The sequence below is a fragment of the Lentzea sp. NPDC058436 genome (assembly GCF_042721515.1).
In the GTDB taxonomy this organism is placed as follows: domain Bacteria; phylum Actinomycetota; class Actinomycetes; order Mycobacteriales; family Pseudonocardiaceae; genus Lentzea.
This window is the reverse complement of record NZ_JBHXLF010000004.1, coordinates 318,329-331,702: the sequence shown is the minus strand read 5'-3', so window position 1 is coordinate 331,702 and position 13,374 is coordinate 318,329. Positions and strand designations below refer to the sequence as shown.

16 protein-coding genes are annotated in these 13,374 nt (G+C 69.1%); 10 read left to right on the top strand and 6 right to left on the bottom strand.

Annotated elements, in window-relative coordinates; all coding sequences use genetic code 11:
• Nucleotides 1–18 precede the first annotated feature (18 nt).
• The 7 genes from ACFWN2_RS20210 to ACFWN2_RS20180 all read left to right on the top strand — a co-directional run bounded on the left by ACFWN2_RS20210 (nucleotide 19) and on the right by ACFWN2_RS20180 (nucleotide 5,664).
• Nucleotides 19–1,122, top strand: coding sequence for an acyl-CoA dehydrogenase family protein (locus ACFWN2_RS20210; RefSeq protein ID WP_382429317.1), 1,104 nt, complete (start codon nucleotides 19–21; stop codon nucleotides 1,120–1,122).
• Nucleotides 1,122–2,123, top strand: a complete 1,002-nt coding sequence (locus tag ACFWN2_RS20205) for a s-methyl-5-thioribose-1-phosphate isomerase (RefSeq protein ID WP_382429315.1) — start codon at nucleotides 1,122–1,124, stop codon at nucleotides 2,121–2,123. The genes ACFWN2_RS20210 and ACFWN2_RS20205 overlap by 1 nt, the downstream gene beginning before the upstream one ends.
• Entirely contained in the window at nucleotides 2,120–2,776 is a 657-nt protein-coding gene (mtnC, locus tag ACFWN2_RS20200; protein WP_382429313.1) for an acireductone synthase, read from the top strand. Before ACFWN2_RS20205 ends, mtnC begins: the two co-directional genes overlap by 4 nt.
• Entirely contained in the window at nucleotides 2,773–3,369 is a 597-nt protein-coding gene (gene mtnB / locus ACFWN2_RS20195; protein ID WP_382429311.1) for a methylthioribulose 1-phosphate dehydratase, read from the top strand. The genes mtnC and mtnB overlap by 4 nt, the downstream gene beginning before the upstream one ends.
• Nucleotides 3,366–3,929 carry an acireductone dioxygenase gene (locus ACFWN2_RS20190; protein ID WP_382429309.1) on the top strand — a complete coding sequence of 188 codons (564 nt, stop codon included), beginning with the start codon at nucleotides 3,366–3,368 and terminating at the stop codon, nucleotides 3,927–3,929. The genes mtnB and ACFWN2_RS20190 overlap by 4 nt, the downstream gene beginning before the upstream one ends.
• On the top strand, nucleotides 3,926–4,855 hold the full coding sequence (gene pip / locus ACFWN2_RS20185; RefSeq protein WP_382429307.1) for a prolyl aminopeptidase: 930 nt from the start codon (nucleotides 3,926–3,928) through the stop codon (nucleotides 4,853–4,855). The genes ACFWN2_RS20190 and pip overlap by 4 nt, the downstream gene beginning before the upstream one ends.
• 116 nt (nucleotides 4,856–4,971) lie before the next feature.
• Nucleotides 4,972–5,664 carry a polysaccharide lyase family 7 protein gene (locus ACFWN2_RS20180; RefSeq protein ID WP_382429305.1) on the top strand — a complete coding sequence of 231 codons (693 nt, stop codon included), beginning with the start codon at nucleotides 4,972–4,974 and terminating at the stop codon, nucleotides 5,662–5,664.
• On the opposite strand, the gene ACFWN2_RS20175 is transcribed toward ACFWN2_RS20180, so the two are convergent.
• A complete protein-coding gene (locus ACFWN2_RS20175) occupies nucleotides 5,649–6,137 on the bottom strand; it encodes a GNAT family N-acetyltransferase (protein WP_382429303.1) in 489 nt (162 codons plus the stop codon). The two genes, ACFWN2_RS20180 and ACFWN2_RS20175, sit on opposite strands and share 16 nt — an antisense overlap.
• 24 nt (nucleotides 6,138–6,161) lie before the next feature.
• On the opposite strand from ACFWN2_RS20175, the gene ACFWN2_RS20170 reads away from it, so the two are divergent.
• Nucleotides 6,162–7,097 carry an asparaginase gene (locus tag ACFWN2_RS20170; protein WP_382429301.1) on the top strand — a complete coding sequence of 312 codons (936 nt, stop codon included), beginning with the start codon at nucleotides 6,162–6,164 and terminating at the stop codon, nucleotides 7,095–7,097.
• A gap of 569 nt (nucleotides 7,098–7,666) precedes the next feature.
• Here ACFWN2_RS20170 and ACFWN2_RS20165 read toward each other — a convergent pair.
• Nucleotides 7,667–8,845, bottom strand: coding sequence for a DUF222 domain-containing protein (locus ACFWN2_RS20165; protein WP_382429299.1), 1,179 nt, complete (start codon nucleotides 8,843–8,845; stop codon nucleotides 7,667–7,669).
• Nucleotides 8,846–9,012: 167 nt separating this feature from the next.
• Here ACFWN2_RS20165 and ACFWN2_RS20160 point away from each other — a divergent pair, with 167 nt between their 5' ends.
• On the top strand, nucleotides 9,013–9,858 hold the full coding sequence (locus ACFWN2_RS20160) for a helix-turn-helix domain-containing protein (RefSeq protein WP_382429297.1): 846 nt from the start codon (nucleotides 9,013–9,015) through the stop codon (nucleotides 9,856–9,858).
• The gene (locus ACFWN2_RS20155; RefSeq protein ID WP_382429295.1) at nucleotides 9,833–10,006 is read left to right on the top strand and encodes a DUF397 domain-containing protein; all 174 of its coding nucleotides are present in this window, start codon (nucleotides 9,833–9,835) and stop codon (nucleotides 10,004–10,006) included. The genes ACFWN2_RS20160 and ACFWN2_RS20155 overlap by 26 nt, the downstream gene beginning before the upstream one ends.
• On the opposite strand, the gene ACFWN2_RS20150 is transcribed toward ACFWN2_RS20155, so the two are convergent.
• The 4 genes from ACFWN2_RS20150 to ACFWN2_RS20135 form a co-directional block, all read right to left on the bottom strand.
• Nucleotides 9,993–10,538 (bottom strand): hypothetical protein, encoded by a 546-nt coding sequence (locus tag ACFWN2_RS20150; protein WP_382429293.1) that lies wholly within the window; start codon nucleotides 10,536–10,538, stop codon nucleotides 9,993–9,995. The two genes, ACFWN2_RS20155 and ACFWN2_RS20150, sit on opposite strands and share 14 nt — an antisense overlap.
• Before the next feature lie 73 nt (nucleotides 10,539–10,611).
• Nucleotides 10,612–11,256 carry a response regulator gene (locus ACFWN2_RS20145; protein ID WP_382429291.1) on the bottom strand — a complete coding sequence of 215 codons (645 nt, stop codon included), beginning with the start codon at nucleotides 11,254–11,256 and terminating at the stop codon, nucleotides 10,612–10,614.
• Nucleotides 11,253–13,064, bottom strand: a complete 1,812-nt coding sequence (locus ACFWN2_RS20140) for a sensor histidine kinase (protein WP_382429289.1) — start codon at nucleotides 13,062–13,064, stop codon at nucleotides 11,253–11,255. Before ACFWN2_RS20140 ends, ACFWN2_RS20145 begins: the two co-directional genes overlap by 4 nt.
• Before the next feature lie 41 nt (nucleotides 13,065–13,105).
• Nucleotides 13,106–13,330 (bottom strand): hypothetical protein, encoded by a 225-nt coding sequence (locus ACFWN2_RS20135; protein WP_382429287.1) that lies wholly within the window; start codon nucleotides 13,328–13,330, stop codon nucleotides 13,106–13,108.
• Between the last annotated feature and the right edge of the window lie 44 nt (nucleotides 13,331–13,374).

Here is a 13,374-nt window from a genome sequence, read left to right as displayed (position 1 = left end):
CCACCGAGAGGAGCAGGGATGACGAACTGGCTGGACGTCGCGCACGAGGTGGCGGCGACGCTCAGGTCCGACGCGGCCGACAGGGACCGGGCCAACCAGCCACCCGCCAAAGAGGTGGAACTGCTCCGGCAGAGCGGCCTGCTCAACGTCGCCGACTGGGCGCAGCAGCAGCGGATCGGGCGGATCATCGGAGCCGCCGACGCCAACACCGGACACCTCCTCGGGTACCACTACCTGCAGATCTGGCGCAGCGGGCTGTTCGACGCGCAGTTCACCGTCCACCCCGACCAGTTCTGGGCCGGAGTCAGCAACCCCCTCGACGCGGCGCTCGAACTCACCCCCGACGGCAACGGCGGGTACACGCTCAACGGCCGCAAGACCTTCGCCACCGGAGCCGCCGTCGCCGACCGCCTCGTGGTCAGCGCGACCCGCACCGACAACGGCGAGAAGCTCACGTTCCTGCTCGACGGCAAGGCCGACGGAATCACCTACTTGGACGATTGGGACAACATCGGTCAGCGCCTCACCGCGTCCGGTGGCGTCAACTTCGAGAACGTCCAGGTCTCGGAGATCCTCGGCGTCCAGCCGGCCAACGAGGAGCCGCGCCTCAGCCTCGCCGCCATCGGCTTCCAGCTCGTGCTCGCCCAGCTCTACGTGGCCATCGCGGAGGGCGCGCTCGCCGAGGCCGCCGACTACACCCGCACCAAGACCCGCCCGTGGTTCGTCAGCGGCGTCGAGGCCGCCACCGAGGACCCGTACATCGTCGTCGCGTACGGCGAGATGGTGTCCCAGACGAGGGCCGCCGGACTGCTCGCGGACGAGGCCGCCCGCCAGCTCCACGAGGCCAGTGAGCTGGGCCGCAACCTCACGCCCGCCAAGCGCGGTGAGGTCGCCGTCACGATCTCCGAGGCCAAGGTCGTCAGCACCAAGCTCGTCAACGAGGTCACCAGCCGCATCTTCGAGCAGGTCGGCGCACGCGGAACCGCGGCCAAGTACGGCGTGGACCGCTTCTGGCGCAACGCGCGCACGCTCACGCTGCACGACCCGGTCGTCTACAAGGCCCGCGAGGTCGGCGAGCACTTCCTGACCGGCGCGCGTCCCGCCCACACCGGGTACAGCTGATGCAGCCGGTGCTCGCCGACTCGGTGCGGCTCACCGACGACGGCGTGCTGATCCTCGACCGCCGGCAGTTCCCGTTCGAACGGAACTGGGTGCTGTGCCGGACGGCCGAGGACGTCGCGCGGGCCGTCGAGGACATGGTCACCCAGTCCTCCGGCCCGTACTTCGCGGTCCTGTACGGCATGGTGCTCAAGGCGCGCACCCTCGAAGGCCTGCCGTTCGACCAGGCCCGCGCACGGCTGGGTGAAACCGCTCAGCTGCTGGAGAACACGAGGCGCACCAACAACGCACTGCGCAAGGCCACGAAGGTCGTCCTGGAGGCGGTCGACGCCGCGCGGGACGTGACACACGCCCTGCAAGGCGCCGAAGAAGGCGATCGCCGGTACCGCGCCAAGAGCCAGGCGCTGGGCGAGCACACCGCGAACCTGTTGCCCGCCAACGCCACCGTCATGACGCACTGCTGGGCCGACCTGTACCTGACGGAAACGGTCAGGGCGGCCAAGGCGCAGGGCAAGACGCTCCGGTTCTTCTGCACCGAGACGCGGCCCTACCTGCAGGGAGCCCGGCTCACCGCGGAGACGTTGATCGAGATGGGCGTCGACACCACGCTCATCACGGACGGCATGGGCGCCGCGGTCCTGCAGAGCGGCGAGGTGGACGCCTTGGTGACGGCGGCGGATCGCGTCACCATGGACGGGCACGTCGTCAACAAGGTCGGCACACTGGGACTGGCTGTGGCCGCGCACGCGTTCGGAGTGCCGTTCCACGCCCAAGTGCAGGCACCCGATCTGCTGGCGCCCACGACGGACCACGTGGAGATCGAGTACCGCGACGGTGCCGAGGTGTTGCAGGTCCTGGGCAGGCCGAGCGCCACGCCCAGGGTGAAAGGCCACTACCCGGCGTTCGACGTGACGCCGCCGCGCTTCGTCACCGACGTGGTGACGGACCGGGGCGTCTACGGCGCCGGTGAGCTCGACAAGTACTACGAGGGAGAACAGCGGTGAGCAAGTGGGTCGTGCTCGACATCGAGGGCACGCTGAGCGCGACGGACCAGGTGCTGGTCGTCCTGTACGACTACGCCCGCCCGCGGCTCGGGCCGTGGATCGAGCAGCACGGTGACGACCCGGTGGTCGCCGACGCCGTGAAGCAGATCAAGGAGCTCAGCGGCCACGACGACGTCGTCAAAGCGCTGCACGACTGGATGGACGCCGACCAGAAGGTCACGCCCCTCAAGACGTTGCAGGGCCTCATCTGGCAGCAGGGCTACGCGCAGGGCGACCTGGTGGCGGAGTTCTTCCCGGACGTCGTCCCCGCGATCCGCAAGTGGCACGACGACGGCATCAGGCTCGCGATCTTCTCCAGCGGCTCGGTCGCGGGCCAGGTCGCGTTCTTCCAGCACACCACGGACGGCGACCTGACCCCGTTGCTGGAGCACCACTTCGACACGGTCAACGCCGGCCCGAAGCGCGAAGCCGCGTCGTACCACAAGATCGCGGAGACGCTGAAGTCCGACGACATCACCTTCTACAGCGATGTCCCGGCCGAGCTGCACGCCGCGCAGGAGGCCGGCTGGAAGACGGTCGGCGTCGCGCGCGCCGGTGAGCCCTACGGCAACGCCGACTTCACGCCCCACCCGACGGTCTGGGAGCTCTCGTGACGGCGGAGCTCGCCCGCGAGTGCGTCCGCTACGCCCAGATGGGCTGGATGCGCGGCACCAGCGGCAACCTCTCCGTTGTCCTGCAACGTGATCCGCTCCGCCTCGCCGTCACCGTCAGCGGTGTCGACAAGGGCGAGATCACGGCGCAGGACAGCGTCGTCATCGACGTCGACGGCAAGGCCGTGGACAGCGACAAGGTCCCGTCCGCCGAAGCCGGTCTGCACGCGCGGATCGCGCACGTGGCCGGAGCCGGCGCCGTCGTGCACGTTCACGCGCTGGCGCCGGTCGTCGCGGCCGAGCACTGGCCCGACGGCGTGGTGCTCAAGGACCTCGAAATGCTCAAGGGGTTCGGCCGGTACGACCACGAGGAGGTCGTGATCCCTGTCGTCCGCAACTCCCAGGACATGCTCGGGCTGGGCGACGCCTTCGAGAAGGGCTTCGACCCGAAGGTCCCGGCGCTGCTCGTCGCCCGGCACGGCGTCTACGTGTGGGGCGACGACCTGGTGCAGGCCCGGCACCGCCTGGAATGCCTGGAGTGGTTGCTGCGCTTCAAGGTGGAGACGCGAGACATCTTTACGGGGAGGAACGCATGACGCTGCTGACCGTGTGGCCGGAGACCGGCCCCGAGGAGACCGTGCTGCGCACCACCGACGCCGAGGAGATCGCCACCGCGCTCAAGGAGCACGGCGTGCGCTTCAGCCGGTGGTCCGTTGTGGACGGTGTCACCGCCGAGAACGCCTTGCAGGTCTTCGAGTCCGACATCGCCCGCGTCAGCGAGACGGAGGGCTACGGCTACGTCGACGCGATGGAGATGACCCCGGCCGACACCGACGAGTACCGGGCGAAGGCCGTCGAGTTCCGCAACAAGTTCCTCGCCGAGCACACGCACGACGACGACGAGGACCGCTACTTCGCCCGTGGCGCAGGCGTTTTCTACCTGCACATCGGCGACAAGGTGTACGCGGTGTACTGCACGGCGGGCGACCTGCTGAGCGTGCCGGCGAACACGACGCACTGGTTCGACATGGGCACCGAACCCGACTACGTGTCGGTCCGGTTCTTCCACGACGACGACGGCTGGATCGGCAACTTCACCGGCAGCGACATCGCCACGAGGTTCCCGACGTTCGACCAGCTCCGCGCCGGACTGTGATCGAGTCGGGCACGCTGGACGTCGGTGACGGCCACTCGCTGCACTGGGAGACGTCCGGCAACCCTGACGGCAAACCCGCCGTGGTGCTGCACGGCGGTCCGGGGTCGGGCAGCTCTCCGCGCACGCGGAACCTGTTCGACCCGGACCGCTACCGCGTGGTCCAGTTCGACCAGCGCAACGCGGGCCGCAGCACCCCGTCGGCGAGCGACCCGGTCGTCGACCTGTCCGCGAACACCACCCAGCACCTCATCGCCGACATCGAGGCGCTCCGGGTCCACCTGGGCGTCGAACGCTGGCTCGTCGAGGGCGGTTCGTGGGGCGTCACGCTCGGTTTGGCCTATGCGCAGGCACATCCGGAACGCGTGACCGAGCTGGTGCTCGCGGCCGTGACTGCGGGCGACCGGAGCGAGACCGACTGGATCACCCGCGACATGGGCCGCGTCTTCCCGCGCGAGTGGGAGCGGTTCCGCGACGGCGTGCCTCCCGCCGAACGCGACGGCGACCTGGCCGCCGCGTACAGCCGCCTGCTCCACAGCCCGGACGCCGAGGTTCGCGCTCGGGCCGCGCAGGGGTGGTGTCTGTGGGAGGACACGCACATGTCTCTGGCCCCCGACGCCGAACCGTTTCTGTCGGTCGCCGACCCGGACTTCCAGCTGACCTTCGCCCGCCTCGTGACCCACTACTGGTCCCACGGCTGCTTCTTGGAGGAGCAGCAACTCCTGCGGAACATGGAGCGGCTCCACGGCATCCCCGCCGTGCTGATCCACGGGCGGTACGACGTGAGCGGTCCACTCGGCACGGCCTGGGCGCTGCACCGCGCCTGGCCGGGAAGCGAGCTGGTGGTCCTCGACGACACCGGCCACGGCGGCGGCAGCATGTTCGAGGCGATCCGCGCCGCCACGGACCGTTTCTCGGCGAATTCATGAATGTGAAAAGTTCGCCCATCTGAACGTTGTTCCGGAAACTGAACGAACTATTGATCCCTCCGCCTTCCATCCCCACAGTGGTGCAGACCACTTATGGAAGGTCGGAGGGATTCATCGTGGAAACCCCTGCACTCCACACGCGACGCTCCGTGCTCGCCCTCGCGTTGACCGCACCCCTGCTCGTGGCCCCGGCGGCTCACGCCCTCGCTCAGCCGCCGTCTGCCCAGGACGTTTCGGCGCAGTGGGTGTCGGCGCCGTACACCTACACCGTCCAGAAGCCGCACAACCTCGCCACCAGCGCGCGCTACAAGTTCGAAGGCGGCGTCCACACCATGTGGGTGTACGACTACGACCAGCCGCACACCGCAGGCAGCCCAACGGATCCGCGCACCGAACTCCGCTTCAACCAGGAGTACTCAAGCGGCTCGCGCGCGTGGGAGGGCGAGATCTACATCCCGGCCGGCGTCAGCGGCCCGACCGTCGTGCAGATCCTGCGCGGCAGCCGCCCCGACGGCACCCGCGCCACCGACGTGATGCTCAACGTCGCGAACATCAACGGCGGCACCCTCCGCAAGGACAGCAACCAGGTGATCGCCACCGGCATCTACAACAAATGGTTCAAGATCCGCGTGGAACACACCGCGGTAGCCGGCGGCCGCGGCACCGTGAAGACGTACTACAACGGCGCCCTGAAACTGACGCACCAGGACGAAGGCCCGGCCACGCGCTATTTCAAGAACGGCGTCTACCACCACGGCAGCGGCCGCGCGGAGGCCCGTTTCCGCAACATCACCTACTGGCGCCAGTGACACTGCTCGGCGCCATAGGCCTCATAGCGCTTGTCCGCGGTGAAGCCCAGCTTCGCCAGGAGGCGCATTGAGGCCGTGTTGGCCGTTTGGGTGATGCTCGCGAGCGGCTCATCGGGGTGTGCGGCGGCGTACCAGTCAAGCGCCGCCGAACACGCCTCGTACGCGAAACCCCTGCCCCACACGGACGGCAGGAACAGGTAGCCCAGCAACCGTTCCTCGTCCACCACGTCGAACGACACGATGCCGACCATCGAGCCGTCGAGTTCGACCACGAAGAAACCAGGCCGCCGACCCGGAATCGGAGGCGCCGTGCGGTCGACCTCGTCGCGCGGCTTCGAGCCACCGATGTAGGTGCCCACCTCGGGCGACGAGAACAGCTCGACGAACGCTTCCCGGTCACGCGCCTCGGACTCGCGGAGCACGAGACGTTCGGTCGTGATCGGAGTGGTCAGCCAGGAGGCGTGTCCGGTCATGGCATCCACCCTAGAGTGGCTCGCATGAGCTCAAAGGTGGCGGTGGCATCGCTCGGCGGCACGATCACGATGACGGGCTCCGGCGCGGTGTCACCGACCCTGGGCGCCCAGGACCTGGTCCAGGGCCTCGAAGTGGGCGAGATCGCCACCCTGGCGACGATCCCCGGCGCCTCCCTCACCTCCACCACGTTGCTCGAAGCCTTCGACTGGGCCGAGAAGCAGGTCTTCGACGGCGCTGCGGGCGTCGTCGTCATCCAGGGCACCGACACCCTCGAAGAGACCGCGTACTTCTTCGACTGCCTGTGGCCACACGACGAACCGATCGTCGTCACCGGCGCCATGCGCCACCCAGGCCTCCCCGGCGCCGACGGCCCCGCCAACCTGACAGCCGCCGTCTCGGTCGCCGCAGCGTCGAACTCCCGCGGCCGCGGCGCGTTGCTGGTGCTGAACGACGAGGTCCACGCCGCCCGCTGGGTCCGCAAGACCCACAGCAGCCTCATGAACGCCTTCACCTCCTACCCCGGCCCACTCGGACTCGTCGTCGAGGGCGCGCCGCAGTACTTCCACCCCGCCCACCGCCTAGCCGCGCTGCCCAGGCCTCTCGACGTGCCGGCGGTGCCACTGCTTGAGGCCACTGTGGACGATGACGGCTCCCTCCTCGACTGGCTCGACGTCAAGGGCGCGGTGGTCGCCGCCTCCGGAGTCGGGCACGTGTCGGCAGGCATGGCGGAGGCGATCTCGCGCGCCCGGTTCCCCGTGGTGGTGGCGACGCGGACGGGCGCGGGCACGACGTTCCGCGACACCTACGGTTTCGTCGGGTCCGAGTCGGACCTGATCGCGCGTGGCGCGGTGATGGCAGGGTGGTTGTGTCCGCGCAAGGCACGCGTCCTCCTCAGGCTAGTTCTCGGTTCGGACAGCCACGTCAAGGACGTGTTCGCGTCCCGGAGCGCAATCTTCTGAACTCGCCGCCCCAGGTGCGACGAGAGCCGGGTGGTGGGGCGGGAGCCGGCGCGGGCAGCGCCGGGGTGCCGCGGTCGGGCGCGGCGAGAGCTGGGGTGCTGCGGTCGGGCGCGGCGCGGGCAGCGCTGGGTGGTGTGCTGGGCACGGCGGGAACTGGTGGTGCAGCGGGAGTCGGCGCGGGCAGCGCCGGGGTGGTGCGGTGGGCGCGGCGGGAGCTGGGTGGTGCGGTCGGGCACGGCGCGGGCAGCGCTGGCTGGTGTGCTGGGGCACGGCGCAGCGCGGCGGTAGCCAGGTGGTGCAGTGAGACCCAGGTGGTGCAGTGGGCGACGCTCGGTGGTGTGGCGGTAGCCGGGGGAACTGGGGCGGGTGCGGGTGCCCATGCGGGGCCCGCGTCCTGATGGACGCGGGCCACCCTTGGAGTGACGTCGAGGGAGTGACGTCCTTGGAACGGCGTCCTGGTGGGCGGGCACCCCTGGGGAGGGCACCTGCGGGCGGGCACCCTGGGGAGGGCACCCCTGCGGGCGATGTCCTGGGAGTTTGGGTGGCCTGGGCATCGCACGCCTGCGCACTTACGCGGCGTGGAGTGGGTTGGTTCTTGGTCTTCGGTGCGGGTCTACGAAGGCGGGTGGGTGGAACACCGGTAGGCCTGCGGCCATCCGCACCTGCCAGTCCGAGTGGTGGACCAGGTCGTGGTGGCGGCGGCAGAGCAGCACGAGGTTGTCGAGGCTCGTGGTGCCGCCGTCTGACCAGAACCTGATGTGGTGGGCCTGGCAGTGCTTTGGTGGCCTCGTGCAGCCTGGGAAGGCGCAGCCCTTGTCGCGGGCCACGAGAACTCGGCGCAGGCCCGCGTTGATCGCTCTGGTCCTGCGGCCCACGTCGTAGATCTGCGATCGGTTGCCCAGCAGCGTGGGGATGATGCCCGCGTCGCAGGCGATCTTGCGGACCTGGTTCATCGGGAGGTGCTCGCCGTTGTCGAGCAGTGCGGTGCCGATGTTCGCTCGCAGCTTGTCGTAGTCGACGGTGACCGTCAGCTGGACGCGTTCGCCGCCGTGGATCCTGCTGCCGGCGCCGCGCAGGGCCAGGTCGACGACCTCGCACAGCGCGTCGCCCTCCCGCTCCGGCGCTTGCCTCGGGTCGTTCGGCTCTGGCTTGGCCAGTGGGTCGATCAGCGCGTCGAGCTTCGCGCCCGTCTCCGCGTCCAGGTCGGCGGACAGCAGGTACCGGCCACCCCTCCACTGCCGCCGCAGCGAGTTCCTGGCCCGCGCCGGTTCCGGCTCCTTCGGCTCGGGGCCGTCCTGGTCTAGCCGGTAGGCCAGCTCCTTGCAGAACGCCTTCGCGGACCGCGGTTCGTGCTGCAGCGCGTACCCGACGACGTGCTCCTCCGCCACGGCGGGGAGACCGGCCATCGCCTCGGCCAGCACCTCGACGTGGTCCTCGGACAGCTCGCCCTCGGCCATCGCGGCCGCGACACCGGGCAGCGCCGGGGCGATCCGGGAACCGGTGGGCGTCACCGACGGGCACAGGGCCTGCGCCTGCTTGATCCTGCGGCGCGACACCCTGGGATCCCAGCGCAACGTGTGCTTGAAGACCTCGACGAGATCCTTGTACCCCAACGACTCCGCGGCGCCCTGCTGATCTAGCGCGCCGATCAGCTCCAGCACCTGGAACTGAAGCCGTTGCAGCGCACGGACCTTCCGCCTGAGCTCGTCGAGGAGCTCAAGCGGGGAGGCGAGTGCGAGTGGTGGCATGGGTTGATCGTGGCATGAACAGGTGTTCGAATGCCATTCCACGATGCGGTGAACGTGCAGGTCAGAGCCTATGGCGCCGTGCGTGCCACACGCGCCCATAGGCCACTACGTTTTCACCCGAACGAGCCCGTGGCATGGAGTGAAACCAATCCCTACGGTCACTCAGCATGACTGCGACCACTTCCACCCCGTACAGCCGGGATCTCGGCGATGAGCTACGCCGCCTGAGGGAGACGTGCACCTCGTTCCACGGCCGCGCGATGGCCATCCGACTGGGCTGGGACCCGAGCAAGGTGTCCGACATCGAACTCGGCAAGGTGCGGGCGAGCGAGGTCGATCTCGTGCAGTACCTGGCGACGTGCGGCAAGGACATCGACTTCGCCAACGAGTTCCGCAGTCGCTACTACAACGCCTTCGACCTGTTCTTCGCTCAGGTACCGGACAACGTGCGCACGATCGCGATGACCGAGGCGATGACGACGAGGATCTCCTCGTTCGACATGCTGACGATTCACGGCCTCCTGCAGGTGGAGGGATACGCGCGGCAGTTGTTCATCGACTCCCACATCGAGGCGCCCGACGACATCGAGGCGCTCGTCCGGGCGCGCATGGACCGGCAGACGATCATGAGGCGGCCGAACCGCCCGGAGTGCGTCTTCTACCTGCACGAGCTGGCCCTGCGGATGCCGTTCGGTGACGCGCGCCTTCGTGAGGACCAGTACCTGCGTCTCCTCTTCAACACCCACATCCTCAGGATCGTGCCCGCGAACGTGTGCGCTTTCCGCTCCCCGGCCACGCTGTACGAGTTCGGCAAGGCGGCGCCGGTCGTCTACAGCGACTCCGACACGGCTCAGGTGTGGGCGCAGGACACTGTCGCCGTCGCACGGGCCAAGCGGCTCTTTCAGCGGCTGGATGCCGTCGCGTTGGATGCGGAACAATCGAAGCGCAAGCTGGCGGAGTACGTCAGCGGCCTTCGAGAGGATTCCCATGGCAGCGGAACGGATCTGGCGTAAGAGCACCTACAGCAATGGTGGCGCTCCGGAGAGCTGCGTGGAGGTGTCGCTGGCCCAGGACGCGCTCGTCCGCGACACGAAGAACGCGAGCGGTCCGGTACTCGCGTTCTCCACCCCTGCCTGGCGCGCCCTGCTCAACTCGCTCTGACCACGGAGGTGTTCGCGGTCTCGACCGTCACCCGCACGGTCTGAGGCGCCAGCGACTGCAGGTACTGCGCGTGGTCCGAGCCGATCGTGTCGCTGAACGCGATGAACGCCAGCCGGGGCAGTTCGAACGCCGTGGTGGCGCAGAAGTCCTCCAGCCGGTCGAACCCGCGCCGGATGCCGGTGGCGTCGAGCCCGAACACCGCATGGGCACCCAGCTTCGCCGCGCCGATGTCGAGCAGGTGCAACGCGTGCATGGCGTGGGTGAACGCCATGGCGCACACCTCGATGCGCGAGCACGACTCCAGCAGGGTCCGCACCATCGACGGGTGCAGCGACTTGCCGGACGTGCGCAGGACGACGTCGATGCCGGCCTCGCGGAACAGTTCGACGATCTCGAACAGGCCGGGCACCCCGAGCGGTTCGCCGCCGCCCAGCGTGACGGTCTCCGGGCGCATCGAGATGAGCGCTTGGGCTACGTGCAGCATTCTGTCGTGGCTGAGTCGCGCGTGAGCGACGTCCCAGGTGATGTCCATCGGGCCCCCTTCGGCGGATGCCGCCGATCCAAACGAGGGACCAGTCCCGCCGTCAGGTGACCGGTGTCCCGACTCAGGTGGGACTTCCGAGTCCCGCCTCGCGGGCGCGCACGATGGCCTGCGCGCGATCGGCCACCTGGAGCTTGGTGAAGATCGCGGATACCCGGTTGCGCACGGTCTTGCCCGACAGGCTGAGCCGGTGCGCTATCGACGGGTTGTCGAGCCCGGTCGCCATCAGCTCCAGCACGTCCCGCTCCCGGTCCGTGAGCTGCGGGAACAGCACCGCCTTGGACGACGAGATCGCGGTGAAGTAGCCCATCATCCGCTGGGCGATGGTGGCGCTGAAGATCGCCTCACCGGCTCCTATGGCCTGCACGGCGCGCACGATCTCGTCGTCGTCGGTCGTCTTGACCAGGTAGCCGCGGGCGCCGGCCTTCATGGCGGCGAACACCAGTTCGTCGTCCTCGTGCATCGTCAGCACGAGGACACCGACGGACGGCAGCACCTCCAGGATCCGCTTCGCCGCCTCGACACCGCCGAGCACGGGCATGTGCAGGTCCATCACGACGACGTCCGGCTCCAACTCCAGCGCGGCCCGGACGGCCTCCTCGCCGTCCGCCGCGTCGCCCACCACGAAGAGGCCGTCCTCGCCGTCCAGCAACGCCTTCAGGCCGCGCCGGAACACCGGGTGGTCGTCCGCGATCACAACGCGCGTCACTGGGCCTCCAACGGGATCCGCGCCACCACCCGAGTGCCGTGTGGTTCCGCGGGTCCCACTGTGCACGATCCACCCAGCTCGGCGCACCGTTCTCGCATCGAGTCGAGCCCCACTCCCGGCTTGGAACCGGCCGCGACGCCCCGGCCGTCGTCCACGATCTCCACGACGAGGTCGCCGTCCGCGCGCACCGAGATCACGCACGACGACGCGCCCGAGTGGCGTGCGGTGTTGGTCAACGCCTCCGCGACGATCCGGTACGCGGCGACCTCCACGGCCGCGGACAGCCCCTCGATCGGTTCGGCGTCGACCTCGACGCGAAGCTCGCCGTTGAAGCGGGCGGCCTCGTCCCGCACGGCCAGGGCCAGGCCCTGGTCGAGGATCGGCGGCCGCAGCCCGTCCACGAGGCTGCGCACCTCCAGGGCCGTCGTGTCGACGTCGGCCAGCACCGGGTCGAGCACGTCGCCGAGAGAACGCCGCAAGGCCTTGAGCTGCAACCGAATGCCGACCAGCGCCGGTCCGACGCCGTCGTGCAGGTCGCGTCGTAACCGCAGCCGTTCTTCTTCGCGCGCACGCACGAGCCGTTCGCGCGCGAGCTGCAGATCAGCGGTGAGCTTGATGGACTGCGCGGCGGGTGCGGTGGAACGGGCGAGGTCCACCAGCAGGCTCAGCTCCTGGTCGCTCAGCCGCTCGTCAGGCGCACGCGGTTCCACGACGAGGTCACCGACCGACGAACCCCGGTACGTCATGGGAAAGCGCAGCTGCGGCCACCCGCGACTGCGTCCGTGCTCGGCCAGCACCGACCCACCGCGAATAGCCACGTACGGCAGCTTGAGCGACTCGGCGACAGTGGCAGCCACGGTCGGAAGCACGTCCTGCGACCGTTCGAGCTTCTCGCTCAACGTCGACAGCGCGGCATAAGGATCCGAACGCTGGCCATAGAGCCACAAATCCAGTCGACGCTGCATCCACGACCGGATCGGCGCGAACGCCAGACCCGCCGCCACGACCCCGATCACCTCGGCGTCGTTGGTGAACAACTCGCCCGCGCCGACCATCACGCCGAGGTAGACCAACAGCAAGACCACGGTCAACGAGCCGTAGAGCAACGACCGGTGGATGAGCAGGCTGATGTCGTACAGGCCGTACCGCACGATGGCGATGACAGCGGCAGCCGGAAACGCAAGCACGCCAACGACCCACGCGACGTGTCCGTCCGTCGTCTCCACGACGGTCGCCACGCCCGCCAGCGTCAGCAACGCGAACGCCCACACGAGCAGCCGGCGTTCGTCCCCTTCAGCCCTCCGCCACCGCAGAGCCAAGGACACCACCGCCGCGATCACCGAGACCCCGGCCGCCAGCACGGCGACCAGCGTGATCGTCTTCGCGAGCCCGCCGCCACCCGACTGCCAGAACGAGGCGGGATCGCCCCACGAAGCCCAGGCGATCCCCACAGTTCCCACGACAGCGCTGAACAGCGACGCGCCGATGGCGATCCACCAGCGGCCGCTCAACGGCTTGCCGTTCGGGAACACCAGGGCCACCGCGGGCAGCAACGCGTACGTGGGCCACCAGACCCACGCCTCGACCCATCGGGCGGGGTGGTCGGCGGGCTGGCCCGCGACCGCGACGGCGATGCCGCCGAACACGCCCATGGCCAGCAGCAGCCACCCGACGGACGACCTGCGGACGTGGCCGATCACCCGCACCCCGAGCAGGGTGCAGGCGAACGCGACCAGCCAGTTCCGCGGATGCGAGACGGCGCCGGTGACCGCTGTGTGCACGACGGCGAAGAGCACACAGACGGCCACCAACGCACCAATGACCCGCGCGAGAGTTACCTCGCGACGGGTCAGTCGCTGAGCCAGTGCCACAGGTTGTGGAACGGAGAACCGGCGTCCAGGGTGCTCAGACCTCCCGGCCAGCCCTGGAACGTCATGATCCGGTGGCGCAACTGCTCCACGGTCACCGGTTCGGAGGCCTTGTGGACGTGGTCGAAATCGACGTCCCCAGGCGGCGGGTTGACCGCGCGCGCCTGAAGCTCCGCGTACCAGGCGAGGAGCTCTTCGTCGGACATGTGCGAAAAGTACGGCGGTACCACTTTCTGCCCGGACTTCGACA